This window comes from Streptomyces sp. SAS_272 (assembly GCF_052543235.1).
The window spans coordinates 48,362-68,328 of the sequence record NZ_JBMNDR010000032.1; the positions used below are offsets into that span (position 1 = coordinate 48,362).

Consider the following 19,967-nt stretch of genomic DNA (forward strand, 5'->3'; position numbering starts at 1 on the left):
GCCTGACGGACGCGGGGGTGGTATCCGGTCGCGTCTGATGCGCCACATCGGCGGCTCGGGACGGCGACCTGGTCAGGGGCCTGTCAGGCGGGGCCGGCGCCCGTCGGGTCCTCGCCCCGGTCCAGGGCCTTCCACATCTCTTCGGGCCGGTCGGGGTCGGCGGGCCTTGCGGCGCGCCGGGGACGGGGCGTGCCGTCGCGTTCGTAGCGGCCCGACATGGCGGGCCAGCGGCGTCCGTAGCGCAGGGCGAGCAGCCCGGCGATGAGGATCAGGGCGCCGCCCGCCGCCGCCGCGTAGGGCCAGAGGGTGTGGGTGAACGAGGCGACGGTGGCCGAGGTGTCACCGGAGGCCTTGGCGGCCTGCTCGTCGAGCGCGGAGCCGTCGCGTGCGCCGATCAGGGCGGTGGCCATGATCCCGGCGCCGGACAGCGCGAGCAGCGCGGAGACGGCGAGGCGGCCGGTGCGGCGGACGGCGAAGACGGCGACGAGCGCGGCGAGGCCGACTATGGCGAGGGCGGCGGGCACGCCCGTCACGTCGCTGCCCCTGGCGGTCAGCGGGAAGGCGCCGCCGGCCACCGTGGCCGTGCCCTCCGACCAGCGCTGTCGGGTGGCCAGCAGGGCCACGGCCGCGCCCAGCGCGCCGCACAGCAGGGCGAGGGCGAGGCTCCGGCGGCCCGACCGGGCGGATGCGGTCTCGGAACGGGGGTCAGGAGCAGCAGTCACGTACTCCACTATCGCCTGAACCCCGGGCGATACGTCACCCGGGGTTCAGTGAGACGCGTCCTATCGGGCGGCGGGCGCCCCGGCCGCAGGCCTGCTCAGGCGCTCCGGTCGCCGAGGCGGTTGGCGGTGTGGACGGCGCGCAGCACGGCCGCCGCCTTGTTGCGGCACTCCTGGTCCTCGGCGACCGGGTCGGAGTCGGCGACGATGCCCGCGCCGGCCTGGACGTAGGCGGTGCCGTCGCGCAGCAGGGCCGTGCGGATGGCGATGGCCGTGTCGGAGTCCCCCGCGAAGTCCAGATAGCCCACACAGCCGCCGTACAGGCCGCGTCGGGACGGCTCCAGTTCGTCGATGATCTGCATGGCGCGCGGCTTGGGGGCGCCGGAGAGGGTGCCGGCGGGGAAGCAGGCGGTGAGGACGTCGAACGCGGTGCGGCCGGCGGCGACCTGGCCGGTGACGGTAGAGACGATGTGCATCACGTGCGAGTACCGCTCGACGGACATGAAGTCGACGACCTCGACCGAGCCGGGCTCGCAGACCCGCCCCAGGTCGTTGCGGCCCAGGTCGACGAGCATGAGGTGCTCGGCGCGCTCCTTGGGGTCGGCGAGCAGCTCGTCTGCGAGCGCCTGGTCCTCCTGCGGGGTGGCGCCCCGGTGCCGGGTGCCGGCGATGGGGTGGACCATGGCCCGTCCGTCCTCGACCTTGACCAGGGCCTCCGGGGAGGAGCCCACGACGTCGAAGCCGTCGAAGCGGAACAGGTACATGTACGGGGAGGGGTTGGTGGCCCGCAGGACCCGGTAGACGTCCAGCGCGCTCGCGGTGCACGCCGTCTCGAAGCGCTGGGAGGGGACGACCTGGAAGGCCTCGCCCGCGCGGATGCGCTCCTTGACGTCCTCGACGGCCTCGCGGAAGTCGGGGCCGCCCCACAGGGCGGTGTACTCGGGCAGTTCGGAGGGCGGCAGGACGGCCGGCGGCTGGGCGACGGCGCGGGAGAGGTCGGCCTCCATGGCGTCCAGCCGGGCGACCGCGTCGGCGTGCGCCTCGTCGACGCCGGTGTCGAGGTCGTTGTGGTTGACCGCGTTGGCGATCAGCAGGACGGAGCCCTCCCAGTGGTCCATGACGGCGAGGTCGCTGGTGAGCAGCATCGTCAGCTCGGGCAGCTTCAGGTCGTCGCGCTCGCCGGGGCCGATCTTCTCCAGGCGGCGCACGATGTCGTAACCGAGATAGCCGACCATGCCGCCGGTGAAGGGCGGCAGGCCCTCCTGGTGGGGGGTGTGCAGGGTCTCGACGGTGGCGCGCAGCGCGGCGAGCGGGTCGCCCTCGGCGGGGACGCCGACGGGCGGGGCGCCGAGCCAGTGGGCCTGGCCGTCGCGTGCGGTGAGCGTGGCGGAGCTGCGGACTCCGACGAAGGAGTACCGGGACCAGGAGCGGCCGTTCTCCGCGGACTCCAGGAGGAAGGTGCCGGGGCGCTCGGCGGCGAGCTTGCGGTAGAGCGCGACCGGGGTGTCGCCGTCGGCGAGGAGCTTGCGGGTGACCGGGATGACCCGCCGGTCGGTGGCCAGCTTGCGGAACGTCTCGAGGTCCATGGCGGCTGACCTTACTGATCCGAGGCAGGCACGCCGGAATCGGCGTCCGCGGCGACCGCTGCGTCCTTCAGGAGCACGTCGGCCTCGAAGCAGGTGCGCGCGCCGGTGTGGCAGGCGGCGCCGGTCTGGTCGACCTGGACGAGCACGGTGTCGGCGTCGCAGTCGAGGGCTACGGACCTGACCTGCTGGACGTGGCCGGAGGTGTCGCCCTTGACCCAGTACTCGCGGCGGCTGCGCGACCAGTAGGTGCAGCGGCCGGTGGTGAGCGTGCGGTGCAGCGCCTCGTCGTCCATCCAGCCGAGCATGAGCACCTCACCGGTGTCGTACTGCTGGGCGATGGCGGGGACGAGCCCGTCGGGGCTGCGCTTGAGACGCGCGGCGATGTCGGGGTCCAGGCTGCTGGGCGTGGGCGTGCTGGTCATGCCTGCCATTGTGCCGCGCGCCACTGACGGTGACGGCGCGGTGTCCACTGGGCGGACCGTGCGCGGGGTCGTAGGCTGGCCGCATGTCCACTTTCGCGAAGCGTGAACGGCTCCTGCTCGCCGACCTCTTGGAGACCGCGGGCCCTGAGGCGCCCACGCTCTGCGAGGGCTGGCAGACCCGTGACCTGGCCGCGCACGTGGTGGTGCGCGAACGCCGTCCGGACGCCGCCGGGGGCATCCTGATCAAGCAGCTCGCGTCGCGCCTGGACCGGGTGATGGAGGAGTTCGCCGCGAAGCCGTACGAGGAGCTGATCCAGCTGATCCGCACGGGTCCGCCGCGTTTCTCCCCGTTCCAGCTCAAGCAGCTCGACGAGGCGTCCAACACCATCGAGTTCTACGTGCACACGGAGGACGTCCGCCGGGCCAGGCCCGACTGGTCCTCGCGTGAGCTCGACCCGGTCTTCCAGGACGCTCTGTGGTCGCGTCTGGAGCGCACCGCGCGCCTGATGGGCCGAGGCACCCCGACGGGCCTGGTCCTGCGCCGCCCGGACGGCCGTACGGCGGTCGCCAACCGGGGCACGCCGGTCGTGACGGCGACGGGTGAGCCGTCGGAGCTGCTGCTGTTCCTGTACGGCCGGCAGAGCGCCGCCGTGGTGGAGCTGGACGGCGAGAAGGAAGCGATCGACCGGCTGCACGGCGGCAAGCAGCTCGGCATCTGACCCGCGCCGGCAGCTCGGCATCCGGCCCGCGCGGGCCGGCGACCCGGCGTCGGCGGCCCGGCCGCGAGAGGCGAGGTCAGCGCGGCAGTTCGGCGCGGCGCAGGCTGCGCACGCTCAGGGCCGCGACCCCGCCCAGCCCGCAGACCGCGGCGCTGACGACGAAGACGGGGCCGGTGCCCCAGGCTCCGACGGCCGCGGCCGACACCGGCATGCTGAGCGGGGTGAGGCCGACGCTGACGAGGCCGGAGACGGCGGTGACGCGGCCCAGGTAGGCCGGGGCGGCCTGGGTCTGCAGCAGGGCTCCGCACACGGCGCCGCTGAGCCCGGCGAGCAGCCCGATCAGCAGGGCCGTGCCGACGGCGGCGACGAGGGTGGGCGCGAAGGCGAGGCCGCCGATGGCCACGGAGCCCGCCAGGAGCGACGAGCCGGCCAGTTTCCCGGCGCGCGGGAGCCGTCCCCGCAGGGTCAGCAGCAGCGAGGCGGCGCCCGCGCCGACGCCGAACCCGGAGAGCACCCAGCCCATGCCGGCGGCGCCCCAGCCGCGTTCGTCGGCCAGCAGGGTCAGGCCCACGTTGAGGGGCCCGACGAAGCCCAGGTCGCCGAGGGCTATGGCCAGCAGCAGCGGGGCGAGCACGCGGTGGCGGCGCACGTACCGCAGGCCGGCGAGCAGGTCGCTCCAGGCGGTGCCGCCGGCGGCCGCCTTGTCGTCGGCGGGCAGCTCGCGGACGCGCACGGAGCACAGCAGCGGCACCGAGACCGCTATCAGCAGCCCCGCCAGGGCGAAGGCGGCCGCCGCTCCGCCGACCGCCACCGCGAGACCGCCGAGGGGCCCGCCGACGACGCTCGCGAACCGGATGGCGAGGCCGCGCATGCCCTGGACGCGCGCGAGCTGCCCGCGGCTCGTCACGCGCGCGGGGAGCGCGCCCACGGCCGGCATGAAGACGGCGTCGACGGCGCCGAAGACCAGGGCGAGCAGGGCGAGCGGCCACAGGCCGGGAGTCGTCGCGTACAGCAGCGCGGCCACCGCCAGGACGGCCGCGCAGCGCACCGCGTCACTGCCGATCACGACCCGGCGCGGGCCCAGCCGGTCGGCGATCACTCCCCCGCCCAGCATCAGCAGGGCCCGCGGCACGGCGCTCGCCGTCATCACCAGCCCGGCCTGCGCGGGGGTGCCGGCCTGCACGGCGGCCCACGACAGGGCGATGTAGTAGACGCTGTCGCCGACCATGGAGGCGGCGTAGGCGGTGAGCCACCGCAGCACGTTGGGGTCGCGGTGGGCAGGGGGTTCGGGGACGGGGCGTTCGGGGGCTGTGCGCTGGACGGTCTCGTGCGTGGCGGTGGTCACCGGCAGCCTCTCTCCCACGGGTGCGGACACGGAACGGAGCACGGAATCGGCCTCGGCCTCGGAGGCGCAGGCGGAGGCGGAAGCTGAGGCGGAGGCGGAGGCAGAGACGGAGGCGGAGGCAGAGACGGAGGCGGAGGCAGAGACGGAGGCGGAGGCAGAGACGGAGGCGGAGGCAGAGACGGAGGCGGCGCCCGACGCGGCGTCGGAGCCGGGGCCGCTGCCGGGCGTCGGATCAGGCACGGAACGGGAACGCGTACGTGTGCACCGAGACGTTCTCCCGGCCCTCGGCCGCCTCGCCGGGCTGAGCGGCCTCGGCGGCCCTGCCCCGTTCGTCGTACCTGCGCAGGAGCGCGAGCATCTCGGCGTTGAGCTCGGCCAGTTCGTCCGCGGTGAGCCGCAGGATGGACTCGGAGGACTCGGCGCTGCGGTTCCATTCGGGGCCCCAGTGGGTCCGCTCGTCGAGCCAGCGGCGGTACATGTCCATGCGGTCCTCGGCGAAGAGCCGGCTGGCCGCGGTGTGCGCGGCCGCCTTCTCCGGAGCGTCGCGGAAGTCCTCGTCGCGGATGCTCACGCCGTCGGAGGCGAGCCGCCACCAGCGCTCGCGGCCGTCCGCGCTCTGCGGCTCGGCCTCCTCGATGAGCCCGTGCTCGGCGAGCTTGCGCAGGTGGTAGCTGACGAGCGAGACGGCCTCGCCGACCTGGTCGGCCAGGTGGGAGGCGGTGGCGACGCGGGCGACGGTCAGCCCGCGGTACAGCTGCATCCGGAGAGGGTGGGCGAGCGCCTTCAGCGTGCCCAGGTCCGTGATCCGGCGATTGCGCTCCCTGTCTGTCATGGCTCTCACCGTAGACAGGAAGGAATAGTTGCGCAATATTTTTTGCGCAACTTCTCTTTCCTGTTTCGGCGCGAGTAAGCCCCGGCCGCCAGGCGACCGGGGCTTACCGCGTGTCAGGGGCGTCGCGCGTCGCGCGGCGCGTCCACCGGCGTCACCGCACCGGGTGTCCCGCTTCGCGCAGGGTCTCCTTGACCTCGCCGATCCGCAGGTCGCCGAAGTGGAAGACCGACGCCGCGAGCACCGCGTCCGCGCCCGCCTCCACGGCCGGCGGGAAGTCCGTGAGCCGGCCGGCGCCGCCGGAGGCGATCACCGGGACCGTCACGTGCTTGCGCACCGCGGCGATCATCTCCAGGTCGTAGCCGTCCTTGGTGCCGTCCGCGTCCATCGAGTTGAGCAGGATCTCGCCCGCGCCCAGCTCCGCCGCCCGGTGCGCCCACTCGACGGCGTCGATGCCGGTGCCCCGGCGGCCGCCGTGCGTCGTCACCTCGAAGGAGCCCGACTCCGTGCGCCGGGCGTCCACCGACAGCACCAGCACCTGCCGTCCGAACCGTTCGGCGATCTCCCTGATGAGCTCCGGGCGGGCGATCGCGGCGGTGTTGACGCCCACCTTGTCGGCGCCGGCCCGCAGCAGCTGGTCGACGTCCTCCGGGGTGCGGACCCCGCCGCCCACGGTCAGCGGGATGAACACCTGCTCGGCGGTGCGGCGCACCACGTCGTACGTCGTCTCGCGGTTGCCGGAGGAGGCGGTGATGTCCAGGAACGTCAGCTCGTCGGCGCCCTCGGCGTCGTACACCTTGGCCATCTCGACGGGGTCGCCCGCGTCGCGCAGGTTCTGGAAGTTGACGCCCTTGACCACCCGGCCGGCGTCCACGTCCAGGCAGGGGATGACTCGTACGGCCAGCGTCATGGCGCGGACACCTCCTCGTCGACGCCGGAGCGGAACGCCTCGACCTCGACCTCGACGACCAGGCTCGGGTCCACGAACCCGGACACGATGACCAGGGACGCTGCCGGCCGGACGGCGTCGAACAGCTCCTTGTGGGCGCGCCCGATGTCGTCGATGTCCCGCGCGTGGGTGAGGTACATGCGCGTGCGGACGACGTCGTCGCGGCCGAGCCCCAGCTTCTCCAGCGCGGCGAAGGCGACGTTGAAGGCGTTGACCGTCTGCTCGTACGGCCCCCCGGCGGCGATCTCGCCGTCCACCACGGAGGTGCAGCCGGAGACGAGCACCAGCCCGCCCGGCAGCTGCACCGCGCGGGAGTAGCCGAAGGCCTCCTCCCAGGGGCCGCCGGACCCGATCCGGCGCACCTCGCTCACCGGGCCACCGCTTCCAGGGCCTCTTCCAGGGTGAACGCCTTCGCGTACAGCGCCTTGCCGACGATGGAGCCCTCGACGCCGAGCGGCACCAGCTCGGCGATGGCCCGGAGGTCGTCCAGCGACGACACGCCGCCGGAGGCGACGACGGGCCGGTCGGTGACCGCGCAGACGTTCTTCAGCAGCTCGAGGTTCGGGCCCTGCAGGGTGCCGTCCTTGGCGATGTCGGTGACCACGTACCGCGCGCAGCCCTCCTGGTCGAGGCGGGCCAGCGTCTCGTAGAGGTCGCCGCCGTCGCGGGTCCAGCCGCGCCCGCGCAGGGTCGTGCCGCGGACGTCCAGGCCGACCGCGATCTTGTCGCCGTGCTCGGAGATGACCTTGGCGACCCACTCGGGCGTCTCCAGCGCGGCCGTGCCCAGGTTCACGCGCGTGCAGCCGGTGGCGAGGGCGGCGGCGAGGGTGTCGTCGTCGCGGATGCCGCCGGAGAGCTCCACCTTGATGTCCATCGCCTTCGCGACCTCGGCGATCAGCGCGCGGTTGTCGCCGGTGCCGAACGCGGCGTCCAGGTCGACCAGGTGCAGCCACTCGGCACCCGACCGCTGCCAGGCGAGGGCCGCCTCGAGCGGGGAGCCGTAGGAGGTCTCGGTCCCGGACTCGCCGTGCACGAGACGGACGGCCTGGCCGTCGCGGACGTCGACGGCGGGGAGGAGTTCGAGCTTGCTCACAGTGTTCCGATCCAGTTGGTGAGGAGCTGGGCTCCGGCGTCGCCGGACTTCTCGGGGTGGAACTGCGTGGCCCACAGGGCGCCGTTCTCCACGGCGGCCACGAACCGCTCGCCGTGCGTCGCCCAGGTCACCCTGGGGGCGCGCATCGCCGGGTTGAGCACTTCCAGGGACCAGTCGTGGACGGCGTAGGAGTGCACGAAGTAGAAGCGGGCGTCCGCGTCGAGGCCGGCGAACAGCTGGGAGTCGGCCGGGGCGTCCACGGTGTTCCAGCCCATGTGCGGCACGACGTCCGCCTGCAGCGGCTCGACCGCGCCGGGCCACTCGTCGAGGCCCTCGGTCTCCACGCCGTGCTCGATGCCGCGCTCGAACAGGATCTGCATGCCGACGCAGATGCCCATGACCGGCCGCCCGCCGGACAGCCGGCGGCCGATGATCCAGTCGCCGCGGGCCTCCTTCAGGCCGCGCATGCAGGCGGCGAAGGCGCCGACGCCCGGCACCAGCAGACCGTCGGCGTTCATCGCCGTGTCGAAGTCACGGGTGATCTCGACGTCCGCCCCGGTGCGCGCGAGGGCGCGCTCGGCGGAGCGGACGTTGCCGAAGCCGTAGTCGAAGACCACGACCTTCTTCGCGCTGCTCAATTCCACACCTCCAGCCGCATCACACCGGCGACGAGGCACATCGCGGCCCCTATCGAGAGCAGCACGATCAGGCTCCGGGGCATCTGCTGCTTGACGAAGGAGTAGATGCCGCCGGCCAGGAAGAGGCCGACGACGATCAGGATGGTCGACAGTCCGGTCATGGCTTTACAGCGCGCCCTTCGTGGAGGGGAGGATGCCGACCGCGCGCGGGTCGCGCTCGGACGCGTAGCGCAGGGCCCGGGCCAGCGCCTTGAACTGGCACTCCACGATGTGGTGCGCGTTGCGCCCGTAGGGCACGTGCACGTGCAGCGCGATCTGCGCCTGGGCGACGAAGGACTCCAGGATGTGCCGGGTCATCGTCGTGTCGTACTCGCCGATCATCGGCGCCATCTTCTCGGGCTCGGTGTGCACGAGGTAGGGGCGGCCGGAGAGGTCGACGGTGACCTGAGCGAGGGACTCGTCCAGCGGGACCGTGCAGTTGCCGAAGCGGTAGATCCCCACCTTGTCGCCGAGGGCCTGCTTGAAGGCGGCGCCCAGCGCGAGGGCGGTGTCCTCGATGGTGTGGTGCGAGTCGATGTGCAGGTCGCCGTCGGTCTTCACGGTCAGGTCGAACAGGCCGTGCCGTCCGAGCTGGTCGAGCATGTGGTCGTAGAAGCCGACGCCGGTCGACACGTCGACCTTGCCGGAACCGTCGAGGTCGATCTCGACGAGGACCGAGGTCTCCTTCGTGGTCCGCTCGATTCTTCCGACGCGGCCTTCGCGAGTCATGCGTTCGTCTCCTTCTTCAGTTCACGGACCGCGTCGAGGAACGCGTCGTTCTCTTCGGGGGTTCCGGCGGTGACCCGCAGCCAGCCGGGCACCCCGTTGTCCCGGACCAGGACGCCCCGGTCGAGGATCTGCCGCCACACCGCGTGGGCGTCGTCGAACCGCCCGAACTGCACGAAGTTGGCGTCGGACGGCGTGACCTCGTAGCCGGCCGCGAGCAGTTCGCCCACCAGGCGGTCCCGCTCCGACTTCAGCTGCTCGACGTACTTCAGCAGGATGTCGGTGTGCTCCAGGGCGGCCAGCGCGGTCGCCTGGGTGACGGCCGACAGGTGGTAGGGCAGCCGGACCAGCTGGACGGCGTCCACCACCGCGGGGTGCGCGGCGAGGTACCCGAGGCGCAGGCCCGCCGCGCCGAAGGCCTTCGACATTGTGCGTGACACGACGAGGTGCGGCCGGCCCTCGATCAGCGGCAGCAGCGAGCCGCCGTGGCTGAACTCGATGTACGCCTCGTCGACCACGACGATCGACGGCTTCGCGGCCTGGGCGGCCTCGTACAGCGCGAGGACCGTCTCGGCCGGGACCGCGGTGCCGGTGGGGTTGTTGGGGGTGGTGACGAAGACGACGTCGGGGCGGTGCTCGGCGATGGCCTTCTCGGCGGCCGCGAGGTCGACGGTGAAGTCGGCGTTGCGCGGCCCGGAGACCCACCCGGTCCCGGTGCCGCGGGCGATGAGCCCATGCATCGAGTACGACGGCTCGAAGCCGATCGCCGTGCGGCCGGGTCCGCCGAAGGTCTGCAGCAGCTGCTGGAGGACCTCGTTGGAGCCGTTGGCGGCCCACACGTTCGCGCGGGCGACCTCGTGCCCCGTCGTGTCGCTGAGGTACTTCGCCAGCTGCGTCCGCAGTTCGACGGCGTCGCGGTCCGGGTACCGGTTGAGCTCGCGGGCCGCGTCACGCACCCGCTCGGCGATCCGCTCGACCAGCGGCTCGGGCAGCGGGTAGGGGTTCTCGTTCGTGTTCAGCCGTACGGGGACGTCCAGCTGGGGCGCGCCGTAGGGGGACTTGCCGCGCAGCTCGTCCCGTACGGGGAGATCGTCGATTCCGAAGCTCACTTGCTCGTCGGTACCTTCCATGCGAACCGCGCCTTGATCGCCGCCCCGTGGGCGGGCAGGTCCTCCGCCTCCGCCAGCGTCACCACGTGGTGCGCGACCTCGGCGAGCGCGTCGCGCGTGTAGTCGACGATGTGGATGCCGCGGAGGAAGGACTGCACGGACAGCCCGGAGGAGTGGCAGGCGCAGCCCCCCGTCGGGAGCACGTGGTTGGAGCCTGCCGCGTAGTCGCCGAGCGAGACCGGCGCCCAGGGCCCGACGAAGATCGCGCCCGCGTTCCTCACCCGGTCGGCCACGGCGGCGGCGTCCGCCGTCTGGATCTCCAGGTGCTCCGCGCCGTAGGCGTCGACCACCCGCAGGCCCTCCTCGACGCCGTCGACCAGCACGATCGCCGACTGCCGGCCGGCGAGCGCCGGGACGATCCGGTCCTCGACGTGCTTGGTGGCCGCGACCTGCGGCTCCAGTTCCCTGGCGACCGCGTCCGCCAGCTCGACGGAGTCGGTGACCAGGACGGCGGCGGCCAGCGGGTCGTGTTCGGCCTGGCTGATCAGGTCGGCGGCGACGTGCACGGGGTCGGCCGTGGCGTCGGCGAGGACGGCGATCTCGGTCGGTCCCGCCTCGGCGTCGATGCCGATCCTGCCGGCGAAGTAGCGTTTGGCGGCGGCGACCCAGATGTTGCCCGGGCCGGTGACCATGTTCGCGGGCGCGCAGGACTCGGTGCCGTACGCGAACATCGCGACGGCGGTCGCGCCACCGGCCGCGTACACCTCGTCGACGCCGAGCAGGGCGCAGGCGGCGAGGATCGTCGGGTGGGGCAGGCCTGCGAACTCGGCCTGCGCGGGCGAGGCCAGGGCGATGGACCCGACGCCCGCCTCCTGGGCGGGCACCACGTTCATCACCACGGAGGACGGGTAGACCGAGCGGCCGCCGGGCGCGTACAGACCGACCCGGTCGACGGGCACCCACTTCTCGGTCACGGCGCCGCCGGGCACGACCTGGGTCGTGTGGGTCGTACGGCGCTGCTCGCGGTGGACGAGACGGGCACGGCGGATGGACTCCTCCAGGGCCGCGCGCACGGCCGGGTCGAGGCCGTCCAGCGCGTCGGCGATCGCCCGGGCCGGGACCCGTACGGATTCCAGCCGGACCCCGTCGAATCTCTCGGCGAAGTCGATCAGCGCCGCGTCGCCCCGATGATGCACGGCCTCGCAGATCGGACGCACCTTCTCGAGGGCGGCCGAGACGTCGAAGTCGGCTCGGGGAAGCAGGTCGCGCAGGGCGGGTCCCTCGGGAAGGGCGTCGCCGCGCAGATCGATTCGGGAGATCACGTGGCCAATTCTCTCAGACCGGGATCGGGCGTCGTCCGCGCGTATCAATGGCTGATACAGACCGTGGCCGGAACTCGGAAGATCGCCTTCACGTTGGGTGTTCGGGGGGTCACTCAGCGGGCAGAACAGCCGTGCGAAACCCAGGAGTGACGGAGGGGGTGACGGGTGACAGCGGTGACCGACGGCGCAGGCGATCTGCCGGACGACCTGACCGCGGCCGAGGCAGGCATGTGGCAGGCCTTCCGCAACGGCAGCGTGTACGACCTGAGCAGCGGGGACACGGTCGTCGACGATCCGCACGGCGGCCATCCGTGGGGCGTGGCGCGGACGGTGCGGGCCCGGATCGTCGCCTGGCTGCTGCTGGACGGGCCGCCGGCGCTGGCCGGCCGGGTGGCCTCGATGAAGCTGGCCGGCGTGCAGATCAGCGGCTCGCTGGATCTCGCGGGCGGCACGGTGGTGCCGTACGTGGAGATGAAGCGCTGCCGGTTCGAGCGGGACGTGCTGCTGCCCGAGGCGCGGTTCACGACCATGCGGCTGGTGGACTGCTCGGTGCCGCGCCTGGAGGCGGCGCGGGTGCACACCGAGGGCGATCTGCACCTCCCGCGCTGCCGCTTCCACAACGGCGTGCGGCTCACCGACGCGCACATCGGCACCGACCTGCTGCTGAACCAGGCGATCGTCTACCGGGACCGCACCGGCCGCTCGATCGCCGCGGACGGCATGACGGTCGGCCAGGACCTCCAGGCCGAACTGCTCGAGTCGCACGGCGAGCTGAGCCTGCGCAGCGCCAAGATCGGAGTGTCGCTGAGTCTGCGCGGGGCGCGGCTGGCCAACCCGTACACGCGGCTCGCGCTGAACGCGCCCCAGCTGACCGTGGAGCGTTCGCTCTACCTCACCCCGGCCGGCGTCGGCGGCCACGCGCTGAGCGGTGTCACCCCGGCCCGCGGGACGCGCATCCAGCGTTTCGAGTGCCGGGGCGGGATACGCCTGGACGACGGCCGGTTCGGGGACGCGGTGGACCTGGAGCGGGCCCGGTTCGTCCTCACGGACGAGCAGGAGCTGTCGCTGCGCCGGGTGCAGACGCCCGAGCTGCGCTTCCTGGGCGAGCAGCCGCTGCGCGGCAAGGTGGTCCTGTCCGGCGCCCGGGTGATCAACCTGGTGGACCGGGCGGGCGCCTGGCCGGCCCCGGGCGCGCTGCACATGGGCGGCTTCGCTTACGAGAACCTGGTGCCGCAGGGGCCCTTCCCGCTGGCCGAGCGGTTGCGCTGGGTGGCGGCGGCGACGGCCGAGTACGCGCCGGAGCCGTACGAGCGGCTGGCGGCCGTGCTGCGGACCGGCGGGGAGGACGAGGACGCGCGCGAGGTGCTGCTGGCCAAGCAGCGCCGTCGTCGCGAGACCCTGCCGCCGGCCGCGAAGCTCTGGGGCTACGCGCAGGACTGGACGGTCGCCTACGGATACCGGCCGGGCCGCGCGGCGGTGTGGATGGCGGTGCTGTGGGCGGCGAGCTCGCTGGCCTTCGCCCACGCCGCGCACCCGCCCGTCGACCGGCAGGGACATCCGCCCTGGAATCCGGCCCTGTTCGCCCTCGACCTGCTGCTGCCGGTCATCGACCTCGGGCAGGTCGGCCAGTGGCAGCTGAGCGGCGGCTGGCAGTGGCTGTCGACGGTGCTGGTCCTGCTCGGCTGGATCCTGGCGACGGCCGTGGCAGCGGGGGCGACGAGACTGCTGCGCCGGAGCTGAGGGGCAGCGCTTCTGCGGCGGTGCGCGCCGGGAGAAGTTGTTGAACGCTCACCTTTACCATCCCTTGACCTCGGGGCGTACAACTTTCCGCAGGTTGCGTGAAGCCTCTGGCGCAATCTGAAGCCGCGGCTTTTCAATGGTCGGCACCATGGCACTGCTCCCCACGTTCATCCGTGCCTCCCGGAGCTCCCGGCAGGCACGGATCGCCGCCCCCCACAGCGCCGCCGGGCTCCCCGCCGACGACGAGGTGCTCCTCGACGTGCCCGACGACCGGCTCGGGCCCGCGCTGGTCGCCGCCGCCCTCGGCGCCTACGCGCCCGCCGCCGAGCTGCTGGCCCGTACCCGGGAACGGGCCGAGTGGGAGTACCGCGACCGGTACGCGACCCGGCTCGCCGCCTTCGCCCGCTCCCGCCCGGAGTGGTTCGAGGACTGGCGCGCCGCCGCCCCGCGCGACCCCGACGTCCTGCTCGTGGCCGCCCAGCTCGCCGTGGCGCGCGCCTGGGGCTCGCCCGCCCGGGCCGAGCTGCTGCGCGAGGTGAGCCCGCTGATCACCGCCGCCGCGCAGAGCGACGTCCGCGACCCGGTGCCGTGGCGGATAGCCCTGGACCACGCCCGCGGCTCCCAGGCGGGGCACAAGTACTTCGGCGAGCTGTGGACGGCCGCGGTGCGCCGCGCCCCGCACCACTACGGCTGCCATGTCGCCGCCAAGCGCTATCTGGCCGAGTCCTGGCACGGCTCCCACCGCGAGTGCTTCGACTTCGCCGACCGGGCCGCGCAGGACGCGCCGGCCGGCTCCCTCGTCCAAGCACTGCCGGCCCGGGCGGCCTTCGCCTATCTCACCGACGGCTGCGGACCCGAGGTGCCGCGCGAGCGACTGGACGCGGCGGCCGACCGCGCCATCGCGCTCTCCGCCCGATTCCCGTCCGTCGACCCGTGGCCGGCCGAGATCCGCAACGTGCTGACCTACGTCCTGGTCCGCCTCGACCGCCGCGACGACGCCCTCGCCCAGCTGCGGCTGATCGGCCCGTATGCCACCTCCTTCCCCTGGGGGCGGCTGTCGGACGACCCCCTCGGCCACTTCCTGGCCGTGCGCGACGAGGTCCGCTCGGGGCCGTCCGACCGCCCCCCGTGGCAGCCGGGTGGCGGGCACGGCGGACGAGCCCGGCCACTGGACCATTAGGCTTCTGCGTCGTGACCACCGTCCGTCTGCCGCTCTTCCCGCTGAACTCGGTGTTGTTCCCGGGACTCGTGCTTCCGCTCAACGTCTTCGAGGAGCGCTATCGCGCCATGATGCGCGACCTTCTGAAGACCCCCGAGGACGAATCGCGCCGGTTCGCCGTCGTGGCCATCCGTGACGGCCACGAGGTGGCGCCCAGCGCCCGGGGGCTCCCCGACCGCACGGCGGCGACCGAGCGCGGCCCGGCCGCCGGCTTCGGCGACGACCCCGCCCGGACGTTCCACGGCGTGGGCTGCGTGGCCGACGCGGCGACGATCCGCGAGCGCGCCGACGGCACCTTCGAGGTGCTGGCGACGGGCACGACCCGCGTCAAGCTGCTGTCGGTGGACGCGTCGGGTCCCTTCCTCACGGCGGAGCTGCAGGAGCTGCCGGAGGAACCGGGCGACGAGGCCGGCGCCCTCGCCGAGGGCGTGCTGCGCGCCTTCCGCCAGTACCAGAAGCGGCTGGCGGGCGCCCGCGAGCGCTCGCTGGCCACCGGCGCGGACCTGCCGGACGACCCCTCGGTGGTGTCGTACCTGGTGGCGGCGGCGATGATGCTGGACGTCCCGAGCAAGCAGCGTCTTCTGCAGGCCCCCGACACGGCCTCACGGCTGCGGGAGGAGCTGACCGTGCTGCGCGCCGAGACGGCGATCATCCGCAGCCTGCCCTCGCTGCCCGCGGCGGACCTGACCCGCGCCCCGACCAGTCTCAACTGAAGGCCCCATGGCGAAGAAGCCGAAGAAGCAGCAGCAGTCCGGCGGCACGCCCGCGACGGTGGCCCTGACGGCGGCGGGCGTGCACTACACGGTCCACGCCTACGACCACGACCCGGGCCACCCGTCCTACGGCGAGGAGGCGGCCGAGGCGATGGGCGTCTCCCCCGACCGCGTCTTCAAGACCCTGGTCGCGGACGTGGACGGAGCCCTGACCGTGGCGGTGGTTCCCGTCGCGGGCTCCCTCGACCTGAAGGCCCTGGCCTCGGCGGTCGGCGGCAAGCGGGCCGCGATGGCCGACCCGGCGCTGGCCGAACGCACCACGGGCTACGTCCGCGGCGGCATCTCCCCGCTCGGCCAGCGCAAGAGACTCCGCACGGTCCTGGACGACTCGGCGACCACGCACGCCACCATCTGCGTCTCGGCGGGCCGCAGAGGCCTGGAGGTCGAACTCTCCCCGGCGGACCTGACCATCCAGACCGACGCCCTGCTGGCCCCCATCGCCCGCCCCTGACCGGTCACCCCGGCCCGTCCAGCCCGCCCGCCTCGTGCCCCGCCGGCCATCCAGCCCGTCCGGCGTTCGAGGACGAGGCCGTCCAGGCCGATCGGGGGTCCAGGGGGCAGAGCCCCTCGGCGGGGCGAGCACAGGGGCAGCACCCCTGAGGACGGGGCGGGAAGGGGCGGCGGGGGCGAAAACCGCCCCCGCAGCGGCGCCGCCCCTACGCCGTAGGCGCCCCGTACGGCGGGAACGGCTCGGGATCCCGGGGCCCGAACAACGCCGTGAGCCCCAGATGCACCAGCATCGCGGCCAGCGACCACGCCAGCAGCGCCCCCTTCGCCCCGAGCTTCAGCGGCGCCGAGAACGTGACGCCCTTGCCGGCGGCCTGCGCGTGCGCGATCACATCGGAGTCGGGCCCGAGCCACACCCCCAGCCGCCAGGCCAGCAGCGAGCCGAGAAGACCGCCCAGGCCGAGGGCCGCCACCAGGGGCACTCCCCCGCGCCGCCGCCACACGAAGACCGCCGCCGCACTCACGGCGCCGCAGGCCAGGGCCAGCAGGGTGAACGTGCCGTCCACCCCGATCGCCTGCTCCCCCTCGGTGTCCTTGAAGTAGACGACCCAGCTGCCGTCCGACAGCTCGCCGACGAGCGGCACCTGCGGCGCCAGCCACACCCACAGCAGCCCCAGCAGCACCCCGACGAGGGCGACCCCCACCGTGATCACGGCGGCTTCCCGCAGTTCGGTCTTCATCCCGGGCCCGTCCTGTCCGTGCGCGCCGTCGTGGGGCGCGGCGGCCGCGTACCCTCCGGACGACGGCGGCCAGGCCTCGTGCGGAGACGGTTCGTGCGGCGGCGGAGGCGGAGTCAGCGGTGCGGTCACACTGACATCGTGCCAGGCGTGCCCGTGCGGCGCGTCACCGGACGGCGGCCCGGCGGTACGCCCAGGTCGCGACGGCGAGCGAGACGACGCCCACGCCCGCGCACACGGCGAGGTCGCCGAGCACGAACGCCCAGTCGGGGTGCGGCCCGAAGGTCCGCGCGAAGGCCTCGACCCCGTAGGTGGACGGGAGCAGGTCCCGGGCGAAACGCACCGCCTCCGGCATCCGGTCCGGCGGCAGGACGCCCAGCAGCAGCGCGGCCGACATGCCGAGTTGTCCCAGCACGGTGGCCAGCTCCGGCCGTGGCGCGAGCAGCCCGAAGGCCGCGCCGAGTCCGGACAGCGCGGCGCCCGCCAGGGGGATGACGGCCGCCAGCACCCACAGATGGGTCAGCGGCAGCCCGAACAGCACGCAGCCGAAGACCGCGGTCACCAGCGTCCCCGGCACGGTGAACGAGGCGTAGGCCCCGGCCGCGCCCAGCACGACGGCGGCCGGCGGCACGGGCAGGGTCGCGTAGTGGTCCAGCCCCCCGCTCGCCCGCAGCTGCCCGAAGTACTGCGCGAGCAGGTTCAGCGCGACGAAGGCCACGACGAGCACCGCCGAGCCCGCCACCACGGCCTCCGCCTCGTTCCCGCCGTCCACCACGCCGCGCATCATGATCAGAATGCCGACCGACTGGAAGGTCGCCACGAACAGCAGCGGGATGCGCGCCACCCGCGCCCGGGACAGCTGCGCCCGGTACACGGCCACGAGGGACGGCCACAGCCGGGCACGCGGCGCGAGTTCGGCGGCCGCGGCTCGGGGCGTCTCGGCGACGGCCCGGGCGCCGCCCGGCAGAACCTCGGCGGGTACGACACTCACGTGGCGCTGCTCCTCTTCCCTACGGCTCTCATACCGTCCCATACGGGCCCGGCGGCTCGTCCGCTCAGCCCGCCGCCCGTGGCGCTCGCCGTCCACGCCGCGCTCACGCCCGCACCAGTCCCTGCCGCGCCGCCCCGCCGAGCGCCAGGTAGACGTCCTCCAGGCTCGGCGTGGCAAGGGTGAAGTCGTCCAGTGCGGCGAAGGCGGCCCCGCCGGTGACCGTGGCGACGACCGCGCGGGCCTCGTCGGGGGCCAGCCGCAGCGTCCAGCGGCGCCCCGACTCCAGGGCCCGCTCGCGCAGCGCGGCGACCTCGGGCACGTCCAGCGGCGCCCGCTCCCGCCACACCAGCTCGACCCGCACCTCGTCGGCGACCTGTTCCTTGAGGCCGGCGGGGGTGTCGCAGGCGATGACCCTGCCCTGGTCGATGACGGCCACCCGGTCGAGCACGGTCTCCGCCTCGATGACGTTGTGGGTGACGAGCAGCACGGTCGTGCCGCGTTCGGCACGCCGACGGTCCACGGCGGCCCACACCGCCCGCCGTGCCACCGGGTCCATGCCGGTGGTCGGCTCGTCCAGCACCAGCAGCGGCCGCTCCCCCACCAGGACGGCGGCGAAGCAGGCCAGTCTGCGCTGACCGCCGGACAGCTTGCGCAGGGGGCGGCCGGCGAGCGGCGTCAGGCCCAGTTCGTCGAGGACGGCGTCCCGCTCCCGGCGTGCCGTGTGCACGTCGAGGCCGCGCAGCCGCGCGGTGGTCTCGGCGGCGAGCGAGACGGTGAGGTCGTCGAGGGCGGTGGACTCCTGGCCCAGGTAGGCGAGGATACGGGCGGCCCGCTCGGGGTGACGCACGATGTCGTGGCCGAGGATCTCCACGCTTCCCGCGTCGGGACGCATCAGCCCGGTCATCTGCCGGACGAGGGTGGTCTTGCCGGCGCCGTTGGGGCCGAGCAGTCCGAAGATCTCACCGCGCCGGATGTCCAGCCGTACGTCGTCGGTGGCCCGTACCTCGGGTGTCGCGGGAGTGCCGCGCCGGCCGCGGACCGCCGGATAGGTCTTGGTCAGACCGCGCACGGCACACACGACCTCGTTCCCGTGCCGAAGGGGCGGTGCCGCGCGCGTACTCACAAGGGACGAGAGTACGGGGTCGCGGGCCGCAGCTCACGGTCGGGGCGTCGCGGGCGGCCCGCTCAGTCCGCCGCCGGAGCGTGCCCGGCGGCCGTCCGCACGTCGATCTCGCGCCAGAAACCCGCCCGGATGGCGTACCGGTCGTGCTCGTCGATCTGGTCGTCCTTGTGGGCGAGCAGTCCGAAGCGGGCCGCGTACCTCAGCAGCTCGCCGTCGATGCGGTGCGGGATGCGCGGGTACATGCCGGACAGCTTCTGCAGATGGCTCTGGTCGCCGAGGCGGGCCATCCACCGGCGGGCGAACACCTGTCCCACCTCGTAGGGGTCGCCGCCGACGGTGGTGATGTCCTCCTCGCGGTCGGCCCAGCGCTGTTCCGCCGTGGTGACCTGGGCGAGCGTCGGCATGGCGGCGACGTCGGCGGGCTCGGGGGCGGCCCCGGGGCGGTCGACCCAGCCCTTGTCGGACGACCAGCGCAGGGTCGCGGTGGCCGGATGCTGGACGGCGGGCGCCCCGGGCGCCCGCAGCGCGGCTAGGTCCTTGGGCGTGGGGACGCCCTTGGGGGCCGGGACGCGGTCCTGTGCGCCGGTGTCGGAGCCGGCGGTCACCGAGGGGTGCTCGGCCTCCTCGGGGGGCCGCTCGACGGTGGGGGCGAGCCCGGAGTCGGGCAGCGGAGCGGAGAGGATCGCGGCGATCTCGGGGCGGGGCGCGGGGGGCGGCGCGCAGACCCCGCCGAGCTCCTTCGCACGGACCGCCTTGGTGATCCAGATGCGGTCCAGGACGCGCCGCTCGTCGGCCTCGGCGACGAGGTCCTCGGACTGGTTGTAGTCGCCGTCGGCGGCCTGGACGGCCCAGAGGTGGACGGCGACGCCGTGCTCCTTGGCGGCCATCATCCCCGGCAGCAGGTCCCCGTCTCCGGTGACGAGGACGACGTCGGAGCAGGCGCGGTTGCGGGCCAGCTCGGTCAGCTCGGCGTGCATGGCGGCGTCGACGCCCTTCTGGGCCCACCGTCCGTCGCTGCGGGTCAGGGCGCCCAGCCGGACCGTGACCCGGGGCATCACGCGCAGTCTGCGGTGCTCCGGCTGGGGGACGCGGTCCGGGGCGCCGTCGAACCAGTAGATGCGCAGCAGCGGGCGCTCGGTCTCTGACTCGGCCTGTTCGCGAAGACCCTGGACGAGCGCGGAGTGGTCGACGGTGATACGGGATCGCGAGGGTTCTCCGGCGAGGAGACTCGCGGCCGCCCCCAGCAGATACCCGGCGTCCACCAGGACGATGCAGCGGTCCACACGACTCACCCTCTTTCCGGGAGGTTTGCTTCGGGCTTCCTTCGAGTCTGCCCGACCGCGCGGAGGTTAACGGCCGGAACTCGATCTTCGGCGTGGCGTTTGGAGGCGCCACACTCCGACGACCCCTGTCACAGACGGTAATTATCCGAAATGCGCTG

22 protein-coding genes are annotated in these 19,967 nt (G+C 73.7%); 5 read left to right on the plus strand and 17 right to left on the minus strand.

Translation table 11 applies throughout. The features are described 5' to 3' along the window. Positions 1-83: 83 nt before the first annotated feature. From ACN6LD_RS19560 to hisI, 3 genes are all read right to left on the minus strand, one after another. A complete protein-coding gene (locus ACN6LD_RS19560) occupies positions 84-731 on the minus strand; it encodes a TIGR02234 family membrane protein (protein ID WP_319191630.1) in 648 nt (215 codons plus the stop codon). An 86-nt stretch (positions 732-817) separates the two neighbouring features. Further along, positions 818-2,305: an anthranilate synthase component I gene (locus ACN6LD_RS19565; RefSeq protein WP_319191629.1), complete on the minus strand. Its 1,488-nt coding sequence runs from the start codon at positions 2,303-2,305 to the stop codon at positions 818-820. 11 nt (positions 2,306-2,316) lie between these two features. Then, on the minus strand, positions 2,317-2,727 hold the full coding sequence (gene hisI / locus ACN6LD_RS19570) for a phosphoribosyl-AMP cyclohydrolase (protein ID WP_319191627.1): 411 nt from the start codon (positions 2,725-2,727) through the stop codon (positions 2,317-2,319). Between the two features lie 83 nt (positions 2,728-2,810). Between hisI and ACN6LD_RS19575 the strand changes: the two genes are divergently transcribed. After that, entirely contained in the window at positions 2,811-3,446 is a 636-nt protein-coding gene (locus tag ACN6LD_RS19575) for a TIGR03085 family metal-binding protein (RefSeq protein WP_319191625.1), read from the plus strand. Between the two features lie 76 nt (positions 3,447-3,522). Here ACN6LD_RS19575 and ACN6LD_RS19580 read toward each other — a convergent pair whose 3' ends face one another. The 10 genes from ACN6LD_RS19580 to hisD form a co-directional block, all read right to left on the minus strand. Next, positions 3,523-4,707: an MFS transporter gene (locus ACN6LD_RS19580; protein WP_445043868.1), complete on the minus strand. Its 1,185-nt coding sequence runs from the start codon at positions 4,705-4,707 to the stop codon at positions 3,523-3,525. Between the two features lie 316 nt (positions 4,708-5,023). Beyond that, positions 5,024-5,623 carry an ArsR/SmtB family transcription factor gene (locus ACN6LD_RS19585; RefSeq protein ID WP_319196280.1) on the minus strand — a complete coding sequence of 200 codons (600 nt, stop codon included), beginning with the start codon at positions 5,621-5,623 and terminating at the stop codon, positions 5,024-5,026. A gap of 151 nt (positions 5,624-5,774) precedes the next feature. Then, positions 5,775-6,530, minus strand: a complete 756-nt coding sequence (hisF, locus tag ACN6LD_RS19590) for an imidazole glycerol phosphate synthase subunit HisF (RefSeq protein ID WP_319196281.1) — start codon at positions 6,528-6,530, stop codon at positions 5,775-5,777. Then, positions 6,527-6,940 (minus strand): RidA family protein, encoded by a 414-nt coding sequence (locus ACN6LD_RS19595; RefSeq protein WP_319196283.1) that lies wholly within the window; start codon positions 6,938-6,940, stop codon positions 6,527-6,529. Before ACN6LD_RS19595 ends, hisF begins: the two co-directional genes overlap by 4 nt. After that, the gene (gene priA / locus ACN6LD_RS19600) at positions 6,937-7,662 is read right to left on the minus strand and encodes a bifunctional 1-(5-phosphoribosyl)-5-((5-phosphoribosylamino)methylideneamino)imidazole-4-carboxamide isomerase/phosphoribosylanthranilate isomerase PriA (protein WP_306953167.1); all 726 of its coding nucleotides are present in this window, start codon (positions 7,660-7,662) and stop codon (positions 6,937-6,939) included. The genes ACN6LD_RS19595 and priA overlap by 4 nt, the downstream gene beginning before the upstream one ends. Next, a complete protein-coding gene (gene hisH / locus ACN6LD_RS19605; RefSeq protein WP_319196286.1) occupies positions 7,659-8,306 on the minus strand; it encodes an imidazole glycerol phosphate synthase subunit HisH in 648 nt (215 codons plus the stop codon). Before hisH ends, priA begins: the two co-directional genes overlap by 4 nt. After that, a complete protein-coding gene (locus ACN6LD_RS19610; RefSeq protein WP_057580120.1) occupies positions 8,297-8,461 on the minus strand; it encodes a hypothetical protein in 165 nt (54 codons plus the stop codon). The genes hisH and ACN6LD_RS19610 overlap by 10 nt, the downstream gene beginning before the upstream one ends. 4 nt (positions 8,462-8,465) lie before the next feature. After that, positions 8,466-9,068, minus strand: a complete 603-nt coding sequence (hisB, locus tag ACN6LD_RS19615) for an imidazoleglycerol-phosphate dehydratase HisB (RefSeq protein ID WP_306953163.1) — start codon at positions 9,066-9,068, stop codon at positions 8,466-8,468. Continuing rightward, complete coding sequence (locus ACN6LD_RS19620; RefSeq protein ID WP_319196289.1) at positions 9,065-10,174, minus strand: histidinol-phosphate transaminase; 1,110 nt, start codon at positions 10,172-10,174, stop codon at positions 9,065-9,067. Before ACN6LD_RS19620 ends, hisB begins: the two co-directional genes overlap by 4 nt. Next, the gene (gene hisD, locus ACN6LD_RS19625) at positions 10,171-11,496 is read right to left on the minus strand and encodes a histidinol dehydrogenase (protein WP_319196291.1); all 1,326 of its coding nucleotides are present in this window, start codon (positions 11,494-11,496) and stop codon (positions 10,171-10,173) included. Before hisD ends, ACN6LD_RS19620 begins: the two co-directional genes overlap by 4 nt. Positions 11,497-11,661: 165 nt before the next feature. Here hisD and ACN6LD_RS19630 point away from each other — a divergent pair, with 165 nt between their 5' ends. From ACN6LD_RS19630 to ybaK, 4 genes are all read left to right on the plus strand, one after another. Continuing rightward, positions 11,662-13,236, plus strand: a complete 1,575-nt coding sequence (locus ACN6LD_RS19630; RefSeq protein WP_415924992.1) for an oxidoreductase — start codon at positions 11,662-11,664, stop codon at positions 13,234-13,236. A gap of 136 nt (positions 13,237-13,372) precedes the next feature. Further along, positions 13,373-14,416 (plus strand): hypothetical protein, encoded by a 1,044-nt coding sequence (locus tag ACN6LD_RS19635; protein ID WP_319196292.1) that lies wholly within the window; start codon positions 13,373-13,375, stop codon positions 14,414-14,416. 11 nt (positions 14,417-14,427) lie between these two features. After that, a complete protein-coding gene (locus ACN6LD_RS19640) occupies positions 14,428-15,168 on the plus strand; it encodes an LON peptidase substrate-binding domain-containing protein (RefSeq protein WP_319196294.1) in 741 nt (246 codons plus the stop codon). A 7-nt stretch (positions 15,169-15,175) separates the two neighbouring features. Then, positions 15,176-15,679 carry a Cys-tRNA(Pro) deacylase gene (ybaK, locus tag ACN6LD_RS19645; RefSeq protein WP_445043859.1) on the plus strand — a complete coding sequence of 168 codons (504 nt, stop codon included), beginning with the start codon at positions 15,176-15,178 and terminating at the stop codon, positions 15,677-15,679. A gap of 205 nt (positions 15,680-15,884) precedes the next feature. On the opposite strand, the gene ACN6LD_RS19650 is transcribed toward ybaK, so the two are convergent. The 4 genes from ACN6LD_RS19650 to ACN6LD_RS19665 form a co-directional block, all read right to left on the minus strand. After that, positions 15,885-16,544, minus strand: coding sequence for a DUF2567 domain-containing protein (locus ACN6LD_RS19650; RefSeq protein WP_319189009.1), 660 nt, complete (start codon positions 16,542-16,544; stop codon positions 15,885-15,887). A 34-nt stretch (positions 16,545-16,578) separates the two neighbouring features. Next, entirely contained in the window at positions 16,579-17,403 is an 825-nt protein-coding gene (locus ACN6LD_RS19655) for an ABC transporter permease (RefSeq protein ID WP_415924849.1), read from the minus strand. A 103-nt stretch (positions 17,404-17,506) separates the two neighbouring features. Beyond that, positions 17,507-18,481, minus strand: a complete 975-nt coding sequence (locus ACN6LD_RS19660; protein WP_319189006.1) for an ABC transporter ATP-binding protein — start codon at positions 18,479-18,481, stop codon at positions 17,507-17,509. A gap of 107 nt (positions 18,482-18,588) precedes the next feature. Beyond that, positions 18,589-19,809: an NYN domain-containing protein gene (locus tag ACN6LD_RS19665; RefSeq protein ID WP_445043860.1), complete on the minus strand. Its 1,221-nt coding sequence runs from the start codon at positions 19,807-19,809 to the stop codon at positions 18,589-18,591. Positions 19,810-19,967 lie beyond the last annotated feature (158 nt).

Coding starts and splice junctions, on each gene's coding strand:
- ACN6LD_RS19565 (WP_319191629.1), bottom strand. CDS start 2,305: ATGGACCTCGAGACGTTCCGCAAGCTGGCCACCGACCGGCGGGTCATC.
- hisI (WP_319191627.1), bottom strand. CDS start 2,727: ATGACCAGCACGCCCACGCCCAGCAGCCTGGACCCCGACATCGCCGCG.
- ACN6LD_RS19575 (WP_319191625.1), top strand. CDS start 2,811: ATGTCCACTTTCGCGAAGCGTGAACGGCTCCTGCTCGCCGACCTCTTG.
- ACN6LD_RS19585 (WP_319196280.1), bottom strand. CDS start 5,623: ATGACAGACAGGGAGCGCAATCGCCGGATCACGGACCTGGGCACGCTG.
- hisF (WP_319196281.1), bottom strand. CDS start 6,530: ATGACGCTGGCCGTACGAGTCATCCCCTGCCTGGACGTGGACGCCGGC.
- ACN6LD_RS19610 (WP_057580120.1), bottom strand. CDS start 8,461: ATGACCGGACTGTCGACCATCCTGATCGTCGTCGGCCTCTTCCTGGCC.
- hisB (WP_306953163.1), bottom strand. CDS start 9,068: ATGACTCGCGAAGGCCGCGTCGGAAGAATCGAGCGGACCACGAAGGAG.
- ACN6LD_RS19635 (WP_319196292.1), top strand. CDS start 13,373: ATGGTCGGCACCATGGCACTGCTCCCCACGTTCATCCGTGCCTCCCGG.
- ybaK (WP_445043859.1), top strand. CDS start 15,176: ATGGCGAAGAAGCCGAAGAAGCAGCAGCAGTCCGGCGGCACGCCCGCG.